At 68.8% G+C, this 20742-nt stretch carries 19 protein-coding genes; 9 read left to right on the top strand and 10 right to left on the bottom strand.

What is annotated here, in order from left to right; genetic code table 11:
- Positions 1–32: 32 nt before the first annotated feature.
- From E3O49_RS05435 to E3O49_RS16755, 7 genes are all read right to left on the bottom strand, one after another.
- Positions 33–1334: a hypothetical protein gene (locus E3O49_RS05435; RefSeq protein ID WP_179954735.1), complete on the bottom strand. Its 1302-nt coding sequence runs from the start codon at positions 1332–1334 to the stop codon at positions 33–35.
- A gap of 75 nt (positions 1335–1409) precedes the next feature.
- Positions 1410–2309: a glycosyltransferase family 2 protein gene (locus tag E3O49_RS05430; RefSeq protein ID WP_134366027.1), complete on the bottom strand. Its 900-nt coding sequence runs from the start codon at positions 2307–2309 to the stop codon at positions 1410–1412.
- The gene (locus tag E3O49_RS05425; RefSeq protein ID WP_134366028.1) at positions 2296–3108 is read right to left on the bottom strand and encodes a CDP-alcohol phosphatidyltransferase family protein; all 813 of its coding nucleotides are present in this window, start codon (positions 3106–3108) and stop codon (positions 2296–2298) included. Before E3O49_RS05425 ends, E3O49_RS05430 begins: the two co-directional genes overlap by 14 nt.
- The gene (locus tag E3O49_RS05420) at positions 3105–4166 is read right to left on the bottom strand and encodes a glycosyltransferase family 2 protein (RefSeq protein WP_244285253.1); all 1062 of its coding nucleotides are present in this window, start codon (positions 4164–4166) and stop codon (positions 3105–3107) included. The genes E3O49_RS05425 and E3O49_RS05420 overlap by 4 nt, the downstream gene beginning before the upstream one ends.
- 208 nt (positions 4167–4374) lie before the next feature.
- On the bottom strand, positions 4375–6033 hold the full coding sequence (locus E3O49_RS05415; RefSeq protein WP_134366029.1) for a S1C family serine protease: 1659 nt from the start codon (positions 6031–6033) through the stop codon (positions 4375–4377).
- A 120-nt stretch (positions 6034–6153) separates the two neighbouring features.
- Complete coding sequence (locus E3O49_RS05410; RefSeq protein WP_134366030.1) at positions 6154–6702, bottom strand: PKD domain-containing protein; 549 nt, start codon at positions 6700–6702, stop codon at positions 6154–6156.
- A 335-nt stretch (positions 6703–7037) separates the two neighbouring features.
- Positions 7038–7598 (bottom strand): hypothetical protein, encoded by a 561-nt coding sequence (locus E3O49_RS16755; RefSeq protein WP_179954734.1) that lies wholly within the window; start codon positions 7596–7598, stop codon positions 7038–7040.
- 101 nt (positions 7599–7699) lie between these two features.
- On the opposite strand from E3O49_RS16755, the gene E3O49_RS05400 reads away from it, so the two are divergent.
- Positions 7700–8899 (top strand): pyridoxal phosphate-dependent aminotransferase, encoded by a 1200-nt coding sequence (locus E3O49_RS05400; RefSeq protein ID WP_134404463.1) that lies wholly within the window; start codon positions 7700–7702, stop codon positions 8897–8899.
- A gap of 560 nt (positions 8900–9459) precedes the next feature.
- On the opposite strand, the gene E3O49_RS05395 is transcribed toward E3O49_RS05400, so the two are convergent.
- Complete coding sequence (locus E3O49_RS05395; protein ID WP_134409798.1) at positions 9460–10533, bottom strand: alkene reductase; 1074 nt, start codon at positions 10531–10533, stop codon at positions 9460–9462.
- Between the two features lie 211 nt (positions 10534–10744).
- Here E3O49_RS05395 and E3O49_RS05390 point away from each other — a divergent pair, with 211 nt between their 5' ends.
- Positions 10745–11752, top strand: a complete 1008-nt coding sequence (locus tag E3O49_RS05390) for an alpha/beta fold hydrolase (protein WP_134409796.1) — start codon at positions 10745–10747, stop codon at positions 11750–11752.
- Between the two features lie 41 nt (positions 11753–11793).
- Here the strand turns inward: E3O49_RS05390 and E3O49_RS05385 are convergent, their stop codons facing one another.
- The gene (locus E3O49_RS05385; protein WP_134366034.1) at positions 11794–12012 is read right to left on the bottom strand and encodes a hypothetical protein; all 219 of its coding nucleotides are present in this window, start codon (positions 12010–12012) and stop codon (positions 11794–11796) included.
- Positions 12013–12283: 271 nt separating this feature from the next.
- Here E3O49_RS05385 and E3O49_RS05380 point away from each other — a divergent pair, with 271 nt between their 5' ends.
- Positions 12284–12688, top strand: coding sequence for a DUF7882 family protein (locus E3O49_RS05380; protein ID WP_241975895.1), 405 nt, complete (start codon positions 12284–12286; stop codon positions 12686–12688).
- Here E3O49_RS05380 and E3O49_RS05375 read toward each other — a convergent pair.
- Complete coding sequence (locus E3O49_RS05375; protein WP_134366035.1) at positions 12685–13512, bottom strand: carbon-nitrogen hydrolase family protein; 828 nt, start codon at positions 13510–13512, stop codon at positions 12685–12687. The two genes, E3O49_RS05380 and E3O49_RS05375, sit on opposite strands and share 4 nt — an antisense overlap.
- Before the next feature lie 235 nt (positions 13513–13747).
- Here E3O49_RS05375 and E3O49_RS05370 point away from each other — a divergent pair, with 235 nt between their 5' ends.
- The 6 genes from E3O49_RS05370 to nadC all read left to right on the top strand — a co-directional run bounded on the left by E3O49_RS05370 (position 13748) and on the right by nadC (position 20735).
- Positions 13748–15214, top strand: coding sequence for a glycosyltransferase family 39 protein (locus tag E3O49_RS05370; protein ID WP_134366036.1), 1467 nt, complete (start codon positions 13748–13750; stop codon positions 15212–15214).
- 4 nt (positions 15215–15218) lie between these two features.
- A complete protein-coding gene (locus tag E3O49_RS05365; protein WP_134366037.1) occupies positions 15219–15986 on the top strand; it encodes a polyprenol monophosphomannose synthase in 768 nt (255 codons plus the stop codon).
- Between the two features lie 82 nt (positions 15987–16068).
- Positions 16069–16761: an NUDIX hydrolase gene (locus tag E3O49_RS05360; protein WP_134402697.1), complete on the top strand. Its 693-nt coding sequence runs from the start codon at positions 16069–16071 to the stop codon at positions 16759–16761.
- Positions 16762–16826: 65 nt separating this feature from the next.
- The gene (gene nadA, locus E3O49_RS05355) at positions 16827–18167 is read left to right on the top strand and encodes a quinolinate synthase NadA (RefSeq protein ID WP_134366039.1); all 1341 of its coding nucleotides are present in this window, start codon (positions 16827–16829) and stop codon (positions 18165–18167) included.
- A gap of 1 nt (position 18168) precedes the next feature.
- A complete protein-coding gene (gene nadB, locus E3O49_RS05350; protein ID WP_134366040.1) occupies positions 18169–19881 on the top strand; it encodes an L-aspartate oxidase in 1713 nt (570 codons plus the stop codon).
- A complete protein-coding gene (gene nadC, locus E3O49_RS05345; protein WP_134366041.1) occupies positions 19875–20735 on the top strand; it encodes a carboxylating nicotinate-nucleotide diphosphorylase in 861 nt (286 codons plus the stop codon). Before nadB ends, nadC begins: the two co-directional genes overlap by 7 nt.
- Positions 20736–20742: the final 7 nt, after the last annotated feature.

The raw sequence follows: 20742 nt of genomic DNA, 5'->3' as shown, positions 1-20742 counted from the left end.
GATGGAAGTCCAGGGTGCTGCCGGCACGCAGACTAGAGAAGCTCGATGTCCGGGCCGTCGTCCGCTGACAGAGATCCCTGCTCCGACGACGCCTCGATGTGGTCGGTGCGCGGGTTGGCCGTGTCGAAACGATCCCACTCGTTCATCAGGTGTTGCACGGCGACGTGGAAGCGCTCCGTCGCGACCCCGGGATTCGTGTCGCCGAAGTAGCGCTGCACCCAGACCGTGAGCCTGGCTTCCGCCGCATCGTCGTGGGTGAGCTCGTCCAGGACCGCAACGATATTCCCGGTCTGGCCGTCGAACAGCCACTCGCAGTCCGAGAGATAGCCGCTCGAGTCGATCTGCGCGCTCGGGTCTGCCGGGCGGGTCACCATCAGAGCCTTGCCCGTGGCAAGCCGGTCGTAGACCATGGCGGAGATGTCGACGATCGCGATATCCGCTGCCGACAATTGCCAGCCCAGTTCGGGGCCCGAATCGTAGATGTGTCCGGCGGACGCGTCTCGCTCGTTCGCGGCCGCGATGGCAGCAATGATCTGCTTGTTGGCCGCGCCGTATGCGCTGTCCACGACGCCGCTACGCGGGTGAGGACGGTAGATGACCCGGTGACGCCCGGAGGCGAGGAGAGCCGCGACGAGGTCGACACCGTGCGTGGCGATGGAGCCGTATGCGGCGGACGGGCGGTCCCCCTCCCAGGTCGGTGCGTACAACACGACCTGGCGCTCGTCGGGGGCGATGGCCGTGGTCCCGGAGTAGTGGTCGGCCTGCGGACGCCCGATCCTGATGGCCCGCTTGTCGAAGTCGTAGTCCCAGAGCACCTTGCCGAGACGGGCGAGGGCGGCCTCCCCCGCGACGAAGGCGTAGTCGTAGGCCTTGATCTGGTTGGTCACCATGTACATCTTGTCGCTCTCACCATGGTTGATGAAAACGTGCCAGCAGCGACCGTAACGCATCATCTGGAAGTTGCGTGAGTTCTGGTTGACGTAGAACACGATGCGGATATCCTGCTCGGCCAGCACACGCTCAAGGTCGGCGACCCGCCTCACGTAGGCCACCGGCACCGGGGATTCGTCGATCAGGGGAAGGGCTCCCGCTCCGTTGCGACTGAGCACGAGCACCGGCCAGGTCTCGGCGAGCTTCGCGAGGGGTTTGTACCACTGGCGCATCTGGTAGAGGTTGACCGGGCCGTCGGCGAAGTAGACGGCGATCTTGAAGTGCCGCCCCGGCAGCGGCTCCCGCGTGGCCAGGCGGCCGTTCAGCAGTCGCTGTGCCCTGCGGGACGCCGTGACGTCCTTGACCAGCTTGAATCCAAGCCTGACGTCTCGTTGTATACCCACGGGTCAAGAGTACCTTTCGATGCCGATTCGACGATGCCGCCTGGCCCCCGAACGGGACCGATAGCAGGCGGATCGTTAGACGACGGGAGGGCGCCCGGCCAGGGACATCCGCCATACCGTGCGTGCGCGGAGGGGGCGTCGCCCGCCCGGGGATGTGGCCCAGCCTTCGCGGAATCCACCCAGCCAGGCCCGGAGGGCGGTGGGGTTGCGGGCCCAGCGGACCAGTTGGATCAGCAGCCAGGACCCGGCGTACACGGGGATCAGGGGCGCCGGAAGATTGCGGCGGGCGAGCCACACGCGGTTGCGCGCGTTGAGGCGGTAGTAGTCGGCATGCCGGGTCGGCTGGATCACCGGGTGGTTCGCCACGAGGTTCCCGGCGTACCAGGCGCGGAAGCCCTGGTCCCAGACCCGCCACGCCAGTTCGATGCCCTCGTGCGCGTAGAAGTAGGGTTCCCCCCAGCCGCCCGTGGCGTCGAAGACGGCCCGAGGAAGGAGCACGGCGCCTTCCCAGACCGAGAAGACGTTGCTCGACGCGGTGGCCTCGCCCTTGCGAATGCGCGGAATCCACCGCCTCGGTGACGCGATCCCGGCGGGATCGACGACCCGGGGCTGCAGCAGGCCGATGGTGCGGTCTGCCCTCAGCATCCCGATGGCGTCGACCAGGAATAGGGGGTCGGGAATGCTCGCATCGTCGTCGAGGAAGAAGAGGTACTCCCCCGCGACCTGCGAAACCCCGCGATTGCGCCCCGCCGGAATGCCCAGGTTCGTGGGCAGCCCCAGAGCCTTGACTCCGGAGGGCAGCCCGGTCGGCTGCCATCCGTTGCCGACGCACACGATGTCGAGGCGAACGTCCTGCTGCAGGAGCAGGCTCCGGATGCCGCGCTCGAGATCGTCCGGCCGGGTGCCCTGGGTGAGCACCACCACTCCGACCGTCGGCAGGGTGGAGTCGACGGGCGAGGCGCTAGGACCGGACACGCTTGGACGCCATGATGGCCACGAAATGGCCCACCAGCGAAATGAAGGCCAGCGGGACCAGGGTGGCCAGCAGCACGCGGTCGACCACGGGCTCGCCGATGAGTGTGCCGATGACCGCGGAGGCGAAGATCAGGATGGTGAGTTCGACCGAATGGTAGAGGCGGTGGAACGGCAGGAACCGGGCCAGCCTGCGGGCCTTGGCGATCAGGCTCGAGGTGGGGGTCTGCTCGTGTTTCCGGTCGGCGAGCTTGGTGAGTCCGGCGTTCGCGCGAGCCACATGCACCATGTCGTTGAGCGCCTTGTTCAGCACGATGATCAGCGCGAGAAGCAGTGCGAGGGTGGTCCACAGGAAGTCGGCCGGGGCCTCGAACGGGTAGAACGCGGCCCGGATGCCCAGGGCGATGGGGATGAGCGCCTCGGTCGTGTAGTGCCCGACCTTGTCCAGGAACACTCCGGCCGGTGAAGACTGCCGGCGCCAGCGGGCGACCTCCCCGTCGGAGCAGTCGACCAGCATCTGCAACTGGCCGAGGAGGAGCGCCAGCAGCGCGCCCCAGATGCCGGGGATGAGCAGTGCGGCAGCGGTGGACCAGCCGACCAGGATCATCAGCCCGGTGACGCCGTTCGCCGAGATGCTGGTCTTCAGCAGCATCCAGGTCAAATACGGGGAGATATCGCGCAGATAGAGCGATGCCGTCCAGTGCTCGGCATTCGCGCGCAACCTCACCTCGGGCGGCTGCGCCACCTCACGCAACTCCGCGATCGAGGAGGGTCGAGTCGCCGCTGGCGTCCCTGACGTCATAGTTGCCTCCCGGTGTGGGCCGTGATGTTGGTGGTGAGTTTCAGGTATCCGAGCAGGAATCCGATGCCCCAGCAGAAGTGAATGCACGGCAAGACTACGAGAAACCACAGCGCGGCACGAAACCCGTCCGGTCGCGTGACGGCAACCGTGGCCGCTGCGACGATGAGCAGGTAGGCGACGGGCACGAGCAATCCGAGGAGCAGCCACGGCGCCCCTCCGGTCAGGAGCTGCACCAGGCCACCCAGACCGGCGAGGAGTCCGAGCACGACGCCCAGCACCATCACGGGCGGGGCGAAGTAGCGGATGCCGTTGGATTCCGGGTACCGCCGGGCGAGCTCTCCACGCCACAGGCCGGTGGACACCATCTGCCGGGCCAGGCGGGACAGGCTCGGGCGCGGGCGGTAGACCACCCGGAGCCGGGGCGTGAACCAGACCGTGCCGCCCTGCTCCCGCAGGCGCCGGTTGAGCTCCCAGTCCTGACCCCGTTTGATGCCCTCGTCGAAGAGGCCGACGCGCACGATGCTGTCCATTCGGAAACAGCCCAGGTACACGGTTTCGGCGGGCCCTTCGGTGCCGCCGACGTGGAGCGGCGTTCCCCCAAGGCCGATCTTCGTGCCGTAGGCCCGTGCGACGGCCTTTTGGAACGGGCTCTCGCCCTGGGCGTCCATGACGCCGCCCACATTGTCGGCGCCGGTGCGCTCGAGCGTCTCGACGGCGATCCGGGCGTAGTCCGGGGGCAGGACTGAGTGGGCGTCCACGCGGATCACGACGGGATAGCTCGAGGCCCGGATGGCGATGTTGAGGCCGGCCGGGGTCGACCCGATTTCATTCGCCACGATCCGGATGCGCGGATCGACAGCGACCATTTCCTCGACCAGTTCGGTGGTGCCGTCGATGCTCGGACCGAGGGCTACGGTGACCTCGAACGGCCCCGTGTAGTCCTGGCGGAGGAGGCTGGTCACGGCGGCCCGAACGTGCGTCACATCGTTCAGCACCGGCATCACATAGGAAACCCCGAGCAGGGACGTGCCTCCGGCAGAGGGCTCCTGGCTGATCATATTTCCATTCTTCTGGAGGGATGTCCGAGCCTACCAGCCGTGCCTTTCCGGCCCGCATCGGGCCGATTCCCGCCCGTCCGGGTGCGCGTCAGACGCGGCGCGGGGCCCGGCGCGGGCGCGGCGCGGGCGCGGCGCGGACAGCAAAAAGAGCTGCGCCGCCGGTGCATGACCGGCGGCGCAGCTCTTCGTTCGCTGGAAGGAGCGGGGGCTAGCTGGAGAGGGCACCCACCGTGACGGAGACGGTGACGGACTTGCCGTCACGCACGTAGGTCAGTTTGGCTTCGTCGCCAGCCGCGAGGGCGCGCACCTGGGCGGTGAGGTCGTTCGCGTCGGTGATGGGCACGCCGTTGAAGTTCGTGACGACGTCACCCTTCTGGAGGCCGGCCTTCTGCGCCGCCCCACCGGAGGACACCTCACTGATCAGGGCCCCCACGGTGTCGCTCTGGCCGGTTCCGGCCGCGCTGGTGACACTCGCGCCGAGCAGGCCGTGCGTGGCCGTGCCGTTCTTGATCAGTTCCTCGGACACGCGCTTGGCGAGGTTGGACGGGATCGAGAACCCGACTCCGATGTTGCCGGCGGCGGACGAGGACGATCCGCCCGCGTTGGCGATGGCCACGTTGATGCCGATGAGCTCGCCCTTGGCGTTGAGGAGGGCTCCACCGGAGTTGCCGGGGTTGATGGCGGCATCCGTCTGGATGACCGACAACGAGATGCTGCCGCTGGTGGTGGGCGCCTGCTCCTGGCTGCCGTTCTTGTCGGGCAGATCGAAGAAGAAGGGGCTCTGCTGGTCGTTGGGGGCGGTGTTGTCCTGCGTATCCGGTGCGGCCGAGGAGGCGATCGAGATGCTCCGGTTGAGCGCGCTGACGATTCCGTCGGTGACTGTGCCGGACAGGCCGAGCGGGGCTCCGATGGCGATGGTCGTGTCGCCGACGTTGAGCTTGCTGGAGTCGGCCCAGTCGATCGGAGTGAGGCCTTTCGCGTCGGTGAGCTTCACCACGGCGAGGTCGGAAACCGGGTCGGTGCCGACAATGGTGGCCGCGTAGAGCTTGCCGTCGTTGCCGGTGACCTGGAGGGTCGCGTCGGCGGCCGCGCCGTCGAGGGTGACGACGTGCGTGTTCGTGAGCACGTAGCCGTCCTGGGTCAGCACCACACCTGAACCGGTTCCCCCGGAGCTGCCGCTGCTCGCGTCGATGGTCACGACGCTGGGCGAGGCCTTGGCCGCGACCGCGGTGATCTGGTTGACGCTGTCGGTGTTGTTGACCACGACGCTCTGCGGGCCCGTGGCCTGGTCGGCCGGGATGCCGCTGCTCTGGTTGGTGAGCACGAACGCGGTGACTCCGGCGCCGGAGGCGCCGCCGAGGAGCGCGCCGATGGCGAGGGCGGCGATCAGGGCGATGCTGCCCTTGCTTCGCTGCTGGTCCTTCTGGGGAATCCCCCCGGCCTGCTGGTTCGGGTAGCCGTTTTCGTGGGCGTAGGTCTGCGGAGCCCCGTTCGGCGCGTAGTTCGGGGTGGAACCGGCCCCACCTGGCAGCGGACGCCCGAACGCATCGGTGGCGTAGGCGAGGGTGGGCTGGGCGACAGTCGCTGCGCCGGCAGGCGCGGCGGCTGGCCCTGCTGCGGCAGTCGCTGCGGCAGGCGCTGCGGCAGGCGTGGATGCGGGCTGGATGACCTCGGTCGACTGGTCATCGGCGGCTCGGCCCGGCGTCGAGGCCGGAACAGTGGGGCCGGCGGCGGGTTCTGCGGAGGACGAAGAAGTCGTGGAGGCATCCGTCGCCGACGTTGTTTCGCCGACGGAGTTCACTTCGAACGGAACTGAGCCATGCGGGTGATCGGGCGTCTTGCCGGGTTCCTGGGTGTTGTCGGTCATTGGGTGCTCCTTCCAAGCGATGTCAGCTTCGCTCCCGAACCTGAGCGAAAGGTATGTGGAGGCTGGGAGCATTCAATGATGAGGCCGTGACCTTGCCCTGCTTCTCGGCACCGCACGCGCTCAGCAGCCCGGTCCCGCGGGAGTGCGGCTGCATTCGCGATCGACGAGCACGGTTCTGGCGTCGCCGATTACCACGCTGATCGGGCTTCCCGCTACCGGGAGCGTCCCCTGCACCCCGCGCCAGTCTCGGCCGGCAAACCGGTACTCGGCGGAGTAGACAACAACCACGCTCACGGAGTGAACCCCGGATTTTCGGAATTCGTGACTGGTGGGCGTGTCGGAGAATTCGGGCTGGCCCAGGTCCGCCCAGGTGGCTCCACCGGAGGGCGAATCCAAGGTCGAGCCGTCACCGAAGTTCCAGCGGTAGCCGACCGGGGTGAAACGCACCTCGGCCGGAAAATCGAGCAGCAGTCCTGACCGACCGTGCACGGATGCCGCGGCGATGAAGTTCGCCGGAAGCCCGATCACGCTCCACCCGTCCGGCTCCATGCTCTGGGTGGGTTCCGCCGGCTTGAAGTTGACCAGGTCGCTGAATCGAACGACGAGGTTCGGATCGCAGGGAGCTCCCGGATCGCAGACAACCGTGAAACCGTCCCGCACGACGACCACAGAGGGGGAGGTCGGCGCTGCCCCCGGTTGGCCGCCGGGGCCTGTGCCGGGGCCTGTGCCGGGGCCTGTGCCGGATTCGGCGTCAGATCCGCTGTCTGATCCGGCGTCGCCGCCGGCTCCGTTCGCGCTGCCGGATTGATCTCCCCCGCCGCCGCTGTCATAACCGGCAGACAGGTCGACCCCGCCGTCGTTGATGGCGCCCGTTGCATCAGGTACCGAGCAAAGCCCCGCTCTGAGTTCGCCTTGGGAACACTGCGCGCTCTCCGCAATCGCAGAACCGTTAGGGCCGACGGAGAACGCCATGACCAGAAGGAGCACCAGGCCGAGACGCACCCCTAGCAGAAGTCTGTTCCGGCCCATATCTCACTCGATGCAACTAGCAATTGACTCGAATGTGCTCGAGAATTCCGAAAGGTGATCTCCAGTGGGAATCTGGCGCCTCGATCAACAGGGACGACCGATACGCCAGCCTCGTCCACCACATCCACTGCTGAAATGTCAGAGCATAGGTACGCAGTGACGGTCGCAGAACCTTGACCGTCGTCATCCAAGGATTGAATCTGAACAGAATCGAATTGCGAAGAGCCAATCGATCTGTACTTTCGCTCGGCGTACATGCCGGCAGTATTTATCTCGGCCGTCAAAGCATCGCCGACTGCAACAGCAGCAAGCTGAGCGGCATCACCGCCCCCCGCCGAAAGTACAGCGTCCGTTACGCCGAGATAGGCCGCATAGGCCTCCGTTGCCGCGGCGAGAGCGTCGGCGTCGGAGGCGAAGACGGGGGCATCCGTTGTGGCGGTTGCGGATGGTTTCGGGGTGGGCGTCGGCGCGCAACCGGCGAGCGCCGGGCCTCCGAGGAGCACCAGGGCGCTGAGGGTGAGCAGTGCGCGCGTCACGGTCCGCATGCGGCCACGTTAGGGCACCGAGCGCGTTCCCGCTCGAACTGTCCACAGGGAGCGCGGGGCATGTCGTAGCTTGTAGGGATGCAGGTGACACGATGACGATTACCGGCGCCTGGCGGCGAACCGCCGACGGAGCGGGGCTGCTCGGCGCGGACGGTACCGTCGCGGCCAGTATCTTCGCGGAGATGAGCGCGCTCGCGATGCGCACGGGTGCGATCAACCTGGGCCAGGGGTTCCCCGACGAGGATGGCCCGCCCGAGGTACTCGAGGCGGCACGCCAGGCGATTTCCGACGGCGTCAACCAGTACCCGCCGGGAAGGGGACTGCCCGTGCTCCGCGAGGCCATCTCGCGCCACCAACAGCGCTTCTACGGCCTGTCGGCCGATCCGGAGACCGAGGTCCTCGTGACCGCGGGCGCCACCGAAGCCCTCGCCGCCACGATCCTCGCCCTGATCGAGCCCGGCGACGAGGTCGTCACCCTGGAGCCTTTCTATGACGCATACGGTGGCCTGATCGCCCTGGGCGGCGGCGTCCATCGCACCGTGCGGCTGCGCTCCCCCGAGTTCCAGCCCGACCTGGACGAGCTCCGCGCCGCGATCACCGACAAGACGCGACTGATCATCGTCAACAACCCGCACAACCCCACCGGAACCGTACTTCCTATCGAAACGCTGGCGCTCATCGTCGAGCTGGCGCACCGGCACGACGCGCTCATCGTGACCGACGAGGTCTACGAGCACCTCACGTTCGGGGTCGCGCACGTTCCGATCGCGACACTGCCCGGAGCGAGCGAACGCACCATCACGATATCCTCCGGGGGTAAGACGTTCAACACGACCGGCTGGAAGATCGGCTGGCTGAGCGCACCGGCGCCTCTGGTGACCGCGATCCTCGCCGTGAAACAGTTCCTCACCTACGTCAACGGGGCGCCGTTCCAGCCGGCGATCGCGCGGGGCCTGGACCTGCCCGACAGCTTCTTCACCGGCATCGCCGCCGACCTCGAAGCCAAGCGGGACGTGCTCGAGGTCGGGCTGACGACCGCCGGCTTCACCGTCAGCCGCCCGCAGGGCTCGTATTTCATCGTGGCGGATGCCGCACCGCTCGGCTACCCGGACGGCGCCGAGTTCTGCCGGATCCTGCCGGCGCTCGCCGGCGTCGTCGCGGTGCCGATCGCCGCCTTCTGTTCACCCGCGAACCGGGCAGATTACGCCTCCCTGGTGCGGTTCGCTTACTGCAAGAAGGTGGACGTGCTCGAGCGCGCGGCCGGCCGGCTGGCGGGCATCAGCAGCCGGTAGCGAACGGGTCGCGGGCAGATGCCTCGCCCGGCCCTTGCATAACTCCTGCAGATCGTGAGGGCGCAGCATCCGCCGCCCCGGGAATCCGGGGCTGGACGGCGAGCGTCTCAGAAATTGCAGGAGTTATGCGCGACTGGGCCGCGACAGTGGACCCGAATGTTGTGGCCGCGGGGACACCCCCCGGCCCATTGCCCGCCACCCCTCGTGGCCAACTCAGGAAAAACCCGAGCTCCGGGCACCCGTCGCCCCGCGTTTCCGGGGGCGTGCCCGGCATCCGACCCGAATCTCCTGAGTTAACCACCGCGGCGGCACGATTCACAACCGGGGAGGCCGGTGCCGGGAGGGGCAGGTGGCATAACTCCTGCAGATCGTGGGGGCGCAGCATCCGCCGCCCCGGGAATCCGGGGCTGGACGGCGAGCGTCTCAGAAATTGCAGGAGTTATGCACGATCAGACCCGGGGTGGGGGAAGCACCGGGCAGCACCGGGCAGCACCGGGCGGGGAAGCACCGGGCAGCACCGGGCGGGGAAGCACCGGGCGGGGAAGGCTAGTGCTGGAGGGCTAGTGATGGAGGGCCGGGTAGTCCGTGTAGCCGGCGGCGCCCGCACCGTAGAAGGTGAGCGGGTCCGGGGCGTTCAGGGGCAGGTCGTTCAGCCAACGCCGCACCAGATCCGGGTTGGCGATGACGGCGCGGCCGACGACGACGGCATCCGCCTGGTCATCCGCGATGACCGCCATGGCCTCCTCGCGGGTGGTGATTCCGCCGAAGCCGCTGTTGACGAGGAGCGGTCCGCCGAAGCGGGTGCGAAGTTCCCGCACCAGCTGGCCGGCCGGCTCCTTGTGCAGCACGCTCAGGTAGGCGAGGTTCAGCGGCGCGAGGCCGTCGACCAGTGCGCCGTAGGTGGCCAGGACATCCGCCGGGTCGGTTTCGAGGGCATCCTGGATGTTGTGCTCCGGGGACACGCGGATGCCCACCCGACCCGCTCCGATCGCTTCGGCAACCGCGGTGACGACCTCGATCACGAAGCGGACCCGGTTGGCCGGGGAGCCGCCGTAGACGTCGTCGCGCTGGTTCGAGGCCGTCGACAGGAATTCGTGCAGCAGGTAGCCGTTGGCGGAGTGGATCTCGACGCCGTCGAGGCCGGCGGCGATCGCGTTCCGGGAGGCCTGGACGAAGTCGGCGACCACGCCGGCGAGCTCGTCGGCGGTCAGGGCGTGCGGCACGGGATACGGGTGCTTGCCGTCGTAGGTGCGCGTCTCCCCCTCGATCGCGATCGCGCTGGGGGCGACGACCTCGCGGCCGCCGTTGGTGCCCTCATGGGTGACCCGCCCGGCGTGCATGACCTGGGCGACCAGGCGGCCGCCGGCGGAATGCACCGCGTCGGCCACGTTCTTCCAGCCCTCGATCTGCTCCGGGGTGACCAGGCCGGGCTGACCGGGGAAACCCTGGCCGGCATGGCTGGGGTAGGTGCCCTCGGTCACGATCAGGCCGAGGGTCGCGCGCTGCCGGTAGTGCTCCACGACGAGCGGGCCGGGCACGCCCTCGATGCCCGAACGCACCCGGGTCAGGGGCGCCATGACGAGGCGGTTGGGCAGTTCCAGGTCACCGAGGGTGAGCGGGGAGAAAAGATTCACGTGAATAGCTCTTTCTGTCGGACAAGTGCCGTCGGGCGGCGCGTGCGCGGCCGTGGACATCGGGAAGCAGGTTCCCTCTTCGCGCAACGGCACGCACCGACGGGGTATTCCGGCGAGGACGGATGGTCTGTCAATACACAGCCTCGGATCGGGCCAGCCCACGGCGGGAGAGCGCCCAATCCGCCGGCCCGGTCCGCACCGAACCACCGTCATGAGCCTCCTGGAGCGGTCCGCGCCGACATCCACCGCACCTGCCCGGCACAGCCCGGACGGATACTTCCCGTTCCCCCTCAGCCGGGACGCACGCGCATTCGGGCTGACGACGAGCGCGATGCGGCTGGGATCGGGAACGGTGTCGGTCAGGCACGGACGCCGCACCGACAGCGACACGGCCACCATCCTGCTGCACGGCGCGGCGGGTTCCTGGACCACCTGGACGCCGCTCCTGGCCGCAGCGGATTCGGCGAATCCGGCACATCCGGCGAGCGCCGCTCTGACGGACCTGATCATCCCCGACCTGCCCGGCTGGGGCGACTCAGCACTGCCGGCCGGCGTGTCCGCCACCGGTGAGTCCGCCACCATCGAGTCGACCGCGGCCGCGGTCGCCGAGGTCGCCCGGGCGCTCGGCTACCGGTCCTGGACCGTGATCGGCCACTCCCTGGGTGGATTCGTCGCCCTCGAACTCGCGGCGAGCGAGCCGCGCTCGACGAGTTTTGTCGGCCTGGTCTCCCCGGCGTCCTTCTCCGTCATCGACACCGTTCGGCATCCGGTGAGCTCGGCCGCGGTGCTGCCCGGATTCGGAGCGCTGCTCCCGGTCATGCGCGGGCTCGCCCGGCTCGGCCGGGCCGGGTCAGATCCGGTCGGCGCTCTGCACCGCCGGGGCCTGCTCCGCCCGCTCGCGGCGCCCCTGTTCCGTCACCCGGGGCGTGTGCCCGAGAGCGTCATCGACGCCCTCGCGACGGAACTGCGCCCGAACGCCTTCGCGGCGGCATCCGCTCGGGCCGGCCGCTACGACGCCTCGATCTGGTCCCGGATCGAGTGCCCCGTGCGCGCCAGCCAGGGTGACGCCGATGTGTTCGTGGGTGAGACGGATGCCGACCGGCTGCGGGCCGTCATCCGTGACTTCAGCCTCTGCACGGAGCCCGACACCGGCCATTTCGGGCACATGGAGCGTCCGTTCCAGACCCTTGCCCACGTGTTCCCCTCGCACCGCGACTGATGGGAGCGCGACTGAACCGAGCGCGACTGAACCGTTCTCGTTCAGGCGTGTTCTCGAAGAGACTTCTCGACCGCCGCCAGCCGGGCGTCGATGGAGTCCAGCCGGTCCAGGACCTGCCGGTTGAGGGCCGCGTTCTCGAGCCCGGCCGTGCCCTCCTCACCACCATGCTTGTTCTTGAGATAAATCGCGTACATGGCCACGGTGATCCCGCCGATTATCGCAATCAGCGGGATGGAGTAGACCCAGTTGAACGTGTCCATTGCGTTTTCCGCCTTCCCTGACTCGGTGCAGATCACTGCCGGTCAGGACGGTACGACGGACCAGCGCGCCTGTCCCTGGCATTGTGCGGCGAAACGGGCAGAAGGAACATGTCCCACCGGAGTCGAGGACGGCCCCCGTTTCGACCCCACCGGCAATTCTCTTGTCAAGAGGAGGCAAAGCGGCCAAACTGAAGTCACTACCCGGGGCTGCGAAACGGATCCTTCACGCTCCAGGGTCCGGGGCAAGCGCAACCGATTGAGAGCGAAATCCATGGGCTCCTTGACGTATGACAGAGTCACGGTCGAATTCGACGACCGGATTTTGGCGCATCTCCAAATCGTGATCGTGCAGAAGCTCCGCCGCGGTGAGAGCTTCCTGCTCTCCTGGCGGAACGCCGCCGAGGCGGGAGACGGGCGAAGCTCCGCGTGGCTGCACCCCGCCATCCCCCTGTATTTCAAGTTCTCGGGTGGCCAGCCGCCCAGCATCAACCCGCTCTGGCTCGCCCAGCTCACCCGGTCAGCGAACAGCTCGCAGGGACTCGTCGCCACCGGCGAGGAGAGGGCCATGGCCGACCCGGAGCGACCAGACCGCCCCGAACGCACCCACCGCCCGGATCAGAAATTCACCGTGCGGGCCGCTCCGGCCTCCCAGGACACGATCGCCACCGAAAGCTAACGCGGCACCACCGCGAAGCGGCGCAGCTCGACCGCGGGGTTGAGGGCGCGAACGGCCCGAACCCGCCCCGGCGCCGCCCAGGCGACCGCGACATCCGTCGTCTCGCCGATCGTGACCAGTTCCACTCCCATGGGATCCACGACCATGCTGTTGCCGGCCCCCACCGGCGGCGCGTGGTCGGCCGCAGCCACGTAGACCGTGTTTTCCAGGGCGCGCGCGGTGACCAGGGTGCGCCAGTGCGCCTCCTTGAGCGGCCCCCGCACCCACTCGGCCGGCACCAGCACCAGGTCGGCCCCGGCGTCCACCAGGCGCCGGGTGACCTCAGGGAAACGGATGTCGTAACACGTCTGCAGTCCCGCGCGGAGCCCGCCCACGTCGAAGGTTTCGGGCTCCTCCACCGTGCCGGGCAGCACCCAGCGCGATTCCTGGTCGCCGAACGCATCGTAGAGGTGGAGCTTGCGGTACTTAGCGACCAGGGCACCGGCCGGATCCAGGGCCACGATGGTGTTGGAGAAACGACTGGTGTCGGTGGTCGATTCCAGCATCCCGGCCACGACATGAATGCCGAGCTCCCGGGCGATCCCGGCCAGTTGCATCACGAACGGCCCGTCCAGCGGCTGGGCTGCCGCCACGAACGAGGGCCCCATGACGGGTTCGAAGAACGCGGAGTATTCGGGGAACACGATCAGGCGGGCACCGCGGGCGACCGCCGTCCTCGCCAGCTCACGCATCGCGGCGACGTTGATGCCCGAGTCGGGGCCGGGGGCGAACTGGGCGACGGCCACACCGAAAGCGGCACCGCTCGACACGTCAGGATCGATCATGGCGCCAGCCTAGCGGTCAGGCTCCGCCGCATCACGTCTGTCCGGGGGTCTGCACAGTCGGGGAGTCGGCACAGTCTGGGAGTCAGCACAGACCGGCGTGCCCCGACTGGTGAGGTCGAAAAAGCTGGCCTAACGTGAACGCGTGTCCTTCCTGTCTGTTGTCCCCCGGCTGCTTCGCCCAAACCAATCAGCCCTGGCACTGCGGCGAACCCGGAGTCCTTGGCTGAGATACGGCTTGCCCGCGCTGCTCGGGACGCTCGGTTTCCTCGTGCCCTTCGCCGGATCCTGGCGACCTTCGTACTGGGGTGACGAAGCGGCCAGCGTGATGTCGGCCGAGCGATCGATCCCGAAACTGGTGGCGATGCTGGGCAACGTCGACGCCGTGCACGGCGCCTACTACCTGGGCCTGCATTTCTGGATCGAGCTGTTCGGGGCATCCGAGCTGTCCACCCGGCTACCCAGCGCCATCGCCGTCGGCGTTGCGACCGCCGGAACCTTCGTTCTGGCGCGTCGCCTCGTCTCCACCTCGGTCGCGACGGTTTCGGCTCTGGTCTTCCTGATGCTCCCCCGCGTGACGAACATGGGTGCCGAGGCCCGATCCGCGGCCATCGCCACGGCCGTTGTGGTCTGGCTGGCGGTCCTGCTGCTGCACATCCTGCGCACGAGCAGAACCAGCACCACGGCCACGCGCATCGGGCTGTGGGCCGGCTACTCCGCGCTGCTCGCCCTGGGGATCTACCTGTTCCTCTACGTCCTGCTCCTGATCCCGGTGTTCGCCCTCTTCGTCTGGCTGTGGACGCCCTGGCGGCCGGACCGCCGGGCGCGCATCAGGTCCTGGGCGCTGGCCAGCACCGCCGGCGTCGCCCTGGCCACCCCCGTGATCATCGAGGCGCTGAACCAGCGGGAGCAGATCGCCTTCATCGGCCGCCGGCCGCCGACCTCGGTGCTGACGGCGGCGGTGAACCAGTGGTTCGGCAATCCGTCGCTGGCGATCGCCGCGTGGGCTCTGGTCCTGCTGGCGGTCGTTCTGGTGTACGCCGGTCGCGGGCGGCTGGCCGCCACTGCGCAAGACCGCGCCGCCCTCTCGGTGGCCCTGGCCTGGATGCTCGTTCCGAGCGCCACCCTGCTCATCGGCACGCAACTGATCTCCCCGATGTACTCGATGCGCTACCTGTCGATCTGCACGCCGGCCGTCGCGATCGCCGTGGGTCTCGGCATCGCACGGCTCCGGCCCTTCTGGGCTCAGACCGGGGTGCTGATGCTGATCGCACTGCTCATGGCGCCGACCTATGTCGCCCAGCGCGGCCCGTTCGGCAAGAACGAGGGCAGCGACTGGCGCCAGGCCGCCGCCGTCGTGCAGGCGGGCGCCCTGCCCGGAGACGCGGTCGTGTTCGACGAGAGCGTGCGGCCCTCCCGCAAGCCCCGCCTGGCCCTGCACCTCTACCCCGCAGCCTTCCAGGGCCTGCGCGACATCACCCTGTCCCGCCCGTTCGACGCGACTCCGGGGCTCTGGGACCTGACGGTGCCGCTGGACTGGGTCACCGAAAGACTCACCGGCACCGACCGGGTCTGGGTGCTGCAGTACCTGGGCAGCGGCCAGAACACGTCGGGGACCGACATCCGCACCCTGCAGAGTCTTGGCTTCACGGTCATGGCGACCACGACCGTCAACCGCACCCTCATCATCGAACTGGCAAGGTAGCAACATGCCCCACACCCTGGTCGTCATCCCGACCTACAACGAACGCGACAACATCCTCTCGATCGTCGGCCGCGTTCGAGCGAGCGTTCCCGACGCGGACGTGCTCGTCGTCGACGATGCGTCGCCGGACGGGACCGGACAGCTGGCCGATTCCCTGGCCGTCGGCGACATCCAGGTGCACGTGTTGCACCGATCCAGCAAGGACGGTCTGGGCGCCGCGTATCTGGAGGCTTTCACCTGGGGGCTGTCCCGCGGCTATGACCAGCTGGTGCAGCTCGACGCGGACGGATCGCACCTGCCCGAACAACTGCCCGCACTGCTTGAGGCCGCGAAGTCGGCCGACGTGGTGATGGGCTCCCGCTGGATTCCCGGCGGGAAGGTTCAGAACTGGCCCTGGCACCGGCGGCTGCTGTCCCGCGGAGGGTCCGTCTATTCGCGGATCCTGCTGCGGCTGAAGCAGAGTGACGTGACCGGCGGATATCGCGTCTACAGCGCCCGCGCACTCGAACGGATGAAGCTCTCGAGCGTGGAGAGCCTGGGGTACTGCTTCCAGATCGACATGCTGTTGCACGCCGTCCGGGCCCGGTTGAAGGTGACGGAGGTTCCCATCACTTTTGTCGAACGCACTCTCGGCGCATCGAAAATGAGCGGCCCTATCGTGATCGAAGCGATGTTCCGGGTCACCATCTGGGGTTTCACCGGCAAGAGCGCCGGGCACCTTACGGCTCCGGCGACGTCCGCCCCGCACCTCGGCGGCGGCCCCACTGGGTAAAGGTTGTGAGTTCTGGTCAGGATGACTATAAGATGGTCCCACCAGTTAGAGTCAGATTGACTTTTACTGAGGGGAAGACGCGATGACCGGACAGCTTCAGGCGGCACTTGCCGTGTCAACGGTCATCTTCACGCTCAGGCCGGATCCCGCGTCCGACCTTTCGACGCTGTGGCTTCCTCTGGTGCGTCGCACCCGCGAGCCGCACCTCGGCCAGTGGGCACTGCCCGGCGGGGACCTTCCGGCCGACGAGGAACTGGCCGCCGCCGCCGCCCGAACCCTGCGCGAGACCACGGGACTGACTCCCAAGTACCTGGAGCAGCTGTACACCTTCGGCGACCCGGGTCGCTCCCCCGGAGGCCGGGTCGTCTCGGTCGTCTATTGGGCGCTGGTGGAGACCGGCGAGGCCGCCCTTGCGGTCGTGGACGAGAACGTGCAGTGGTTCCCGGCCGACCGGCTCCCGCCCCTCGCGTTCGACCACAACCGCATCGTGGAATATGCCCTCTGGCGCCTCCGCACCAAAGTCGAGTACTCCCGGATCGCGCACGCCTTCCTCGGCGAGACCTTCACCCTGGCGCAGCTGCGCGATGTGCACGAAGCCGTGCTGCAGAAGGCCCTCGACCCGGCCAACTTCCGCCGCACCATCGAGTCGTCCGGCACCGTCGTCGACACCGGCCAGCGTGTGGCGGGAGTGCCGCACCGCCCGCCGCGGCTCTACCGCTACAACGATTCCGTCAACGCGACCGACCTGGGGCCGTTCGGGCCCGCGATCGGCTGAACCGTGACCCCTGCCGAGTTTTGTTTTTCCGAGTACCGCTTTTCTGAACACCGAGGAGTAACAGCATGACCATTGCATCGGTTGACCGCACCATCCGGCTCATCAAAACGGGGGCGGCCGCCGGCAGCACCTGCAGCCCCGACCTCGCCGCCGGCCCGTGGGAGTTCGATTCCGGAACGCCGGGCTACGGTCCGGGGTCATCCATGGGTGACGTGCTTCCGACCGGGTCACCGCGCCAGGGTGCCCTGCCGGAGCGGTACCGACTCGCGACGACCGAGGAACTGGGCGAGCGCATCCGTGCCGCCAAGGAGACGCTCGGCGACCGGGTCGTCGTGCTCGGGCACTTCTATCAGCGGGACGAGGTGCTCCAGCACGCCGACTTCGTGGGCGACTCCTTCCAGCTGGCCCAGGCCACGAAGAGCCGGCCGGACGCCGAGGCGATCATCTTCTGCGGCGTTCACTTCATGGCGGAGACCGCCGACCTGCTCTCCACGCCCGATCAGGCCGTCATCCTGCCCAACCTCGCCGCCGGCTGCTCGATGGCCGACATGGCTGACATCGACTCCGTCACGGACTGCTGGGAACAGCTCGAGGACCTGTACGGCACCGAGCCGGATGCCGACGGCCGGGTGCCGGTGATCCCGGTCACCTACATGAATTCCTCCGCCGCGCTCAAGGCCTTCTGCGGTGAGCACGGCGGCATCGTCTGCACCTCCTCCAACGCGGAGACCGTGCTGGAGTGGGCGTTCGCGCGAGGCCGCCGCGTCTTGTTCTTCCCCGACCAGCACCTCGGCCGGAACACCGCCAAAGCGATGGGCATCCCTCTCGAGCACATGCCGATGTGGAATCCGCGCAAGCCCCTCGGCGGCAGCACCGCCGACGAACTGGGCGACGCGGAGGTCATCCTGTGGCACGGTTTCTGCAGCGTGCACAAACGCTTCACGGTTGACCAGATCACCGCCGCACGGCTGGAGCACCCCGACGTGCGCGTGATCGTGCATCCGGAGTGCCCGATGGCCGTCGTCGACGCAGCGGACGAATACGGCTCCACCGACTACATCAAGAAGGCCATCGAGGCCGCCCCGGCCGGCTCGACCTTCGCCATCGGCACCGAGATCAACCTGGTGCAGCGCCTGGCCGCAGAGCACCCCGAGCACACGATCTTCTGCCTCGACCCGGTGATCTGCCCCTGCTCCACGATGTACCGCATCCACTCCGGCTACCTCGCCTGGGTGCTCGAGGCTCTCGTCGGCACCGCGGAGCAGCCGGCGGAGGTGGTCAACCGCATCACGGTCGACCAGAAGGTCGCCGGCCACGCCCGTGTGGCACTCGAACGGATGCTCGCGGCCAGGCCGCCCGCCGCTCTCCCCGCCGGCTCGACCAGCTCCACCGGCACAGGCGCCTGACATGACCCGCGTGCTCGTGGTCGGCAGCGGACTGGCAGGGCTGATCGCCGCGGTCCGGGCGACGGATGCCGGCCACCGGGTGACACTCGTCACCAAGGCCGGGCTGCCCGAGAGCAACACCCGCTACGCCCAGGGCGGGATCGCCGCCGCCATGTTCTCCGACGACTCCGTCGACTCGCACTACCTCGACACGATCAGGGCCGGGGCCGGCCTGTGCGACCCGGTCGCCGTGCGCGTGCTCTGCTCGGAGGGACCGGCCCGCGTGCGCGACCTGATCAGGTTCGGGGTGGACTTCGACCGCGACGAGTCCGGCGTCACGCGCGGGCTGGAGGCGGCCCACTCGCGGTCCCGCGTGCTGCATGCCGGCGGAGACGCCACCGGCGCCGCCATCCAGGCCGCCCTCGTGGCGACCGTGCACGAGCGCGCGGCTCGGACCCGCTCCCTCCGGGAGTCCGGCGCCGCGACACAGGGCGGCCTGAGCATCCGGGAACACACCATGCTCACCGACCTGACGGTGCAGGACGGCCGGGTCACCGGAGCCGTGCTGCTCGGACCGGACGGGGACCTGCGCACCACGCGGGCCGACAACGTGATCCTGGCCACCGGCGGCGCCGGCGCGCTGTATCCGCACACCACCAACCCGTCCGTGGCCACCGGCGACGGCGTGGCGGCAGCCTGGCGGGCCGGAGCCGTCGTCGCCGACCTGGAGTTCTACCAGTTCCATCCCACGGCTCTGGCCGTGCCGGGCACTCCCCTGGTCTCCGAGGCGGTTCGGGGCGAGGGCGCCGTGCTGCGCAACATCCACGGCCACCGATTCATGCAGGGCGTCCACCCCGGCGCCGAACTGGCCCCACGCGACATCGTGGCCCGCGGCATCGCCCGTGAAATGGCGCGCCAGAACGGCGCACCCGTGCTGCTGGACGCCACCGCCCTCGGCCGTGACCTGCTTGAACGGCGCTTCCCGACCATCACCGCGGCGTGCCGCGACGCCGGCCTGGACTGGGCCGCCCTGCCGATCCCGGTCGCCCCGGCAGCGCACTACTGGATGGGTGGCGTGCACACCGACATCTGGGGACGCAGCTCCCTGCCCGGACTCTTCGCCGTCGGCGAGGTCGCCCGCACCGGGGCCCATGGTGCCAATCGTCTGGCCTCGAATTCGCTGCTGGAGGCGGCCGTGTTCGCCGACCGCGCCGTGCGCGCCCTGCGGCTTCCCTCGGACGGGCCGGTCCACTCGGGGTGGACGGACTCACCCGGGAGGGTCCTGGCCGCCTCAACCATCACCACGAGCGCGACACCCGCGAACGCCACCGCTGTCGACCGGTCCGACGTGCAGCGCCTGATGTGGGAGAGCGCCGGAGTCCTCCGCAGCGGAGAGGGCCTCGCCGCCGCATCCGTGGCCCTGGCCGGGTGGAGAATGAAGCCCGAGCAGCCCGCCGACGTCAATATGCACGTTCGGGCATACGAGGATGCGAACCTGCTCGACCTGGCCAGGGCGACCGTGGCCGCCGCCCTCGCCCGCGAGGAATCGCGTGGCGCGCACCACCGTTCCGACTTCCCCGACAGCCGCCCCGAACTGGCGCGGACCGTGCTCTGGCGCCGAGGCGGCGGCGACCCCGGCACCGGAATGCACGCCGGGCTGCACGATGCAGGCGCGATGCAGAGCACCACGAACCTGGACCACCCCACCGAGGCCGAGGAGGCCATTGCATGCTGACCGTGAACGCCATCGAAACCGTCGTGCGGGCCGCGCTCGAGGAGGACGCCCCGTGGGGGGACCTGACTTCTCAGGTGCTCATCCCGGCCGAGGCGGACGGGGCCGCCCAGCTCGTCGCCCGGGAATCCGGGGTCTTCAGCGGCGGTGCCGTCTTCGCGGCGGCCTTCCGGCTCACCGACCCGCGCATCGTGGTGCGGCTGCTGGTCGCCGACGGCGCCGCCTTCGCTGCCGGGGACGCGCTCGCGGAGGTGTCCGGGTCCGCCCGGGCCATCCTTCAGGCCGAACGCATCGGCCTTAACTTCGTGCAGCGGATGAGCGGAATCGCCACCCTGACGGCACTCTATGTGGCCGAGACCACCGGTACCCGGGCCCGCATCGTCGACACACGCAAGACGACCCCCGGACTGCGTGCCCTGGAGCGCCACGCCGTGCGGGACGGCGGCGGCCACAACCACCGATTCAGCCTCTCCGACGCCGTCATGGCCAAGGACAACCACCTCGCCGTGCTCACCTCCGGCGGCCTCAACCTGACCGAAGCGCTCCTGCGCGTGCGCGACCGCATCTCCCACACCACGCACCTGGAGGTGGAAGTGGACCGGATCGACCAGATCGAGCCGGTTCTGGCCGCCAACGTGGACACGATCATGCTCGACAACTTCTCACCCGACGACCTTCGCGAGGGCGTGCGCATCACGGCCGGCCGCGCCCTGGTCGAGGCCAGCGGCGGCGTCAACCTGGACACCGTGCGCGGCATCGCCGAGACCGGGGTCGACATCATCTCGGTCGGCGCCATCACCCACAGCGTGCGCTCGCTCGACCTCGGCCTCGACGTCGTGATCCTGACCGAGGGCTGACCGGGAC

This window comes from Cryobacterium shii, assembly GCF_004402595.1.
GTDB classification, from domain to species: Bacteria; Actinomycetota; Actinomycetes; order Actinomycetales; family Microbacteriaceae; genus Cryobacterium; species Cryobacterium shii.
Note: the sequence above shows the minus strand (reverse complement) of the source record. Positions and strands in the feature narration are given on the sequence as shown.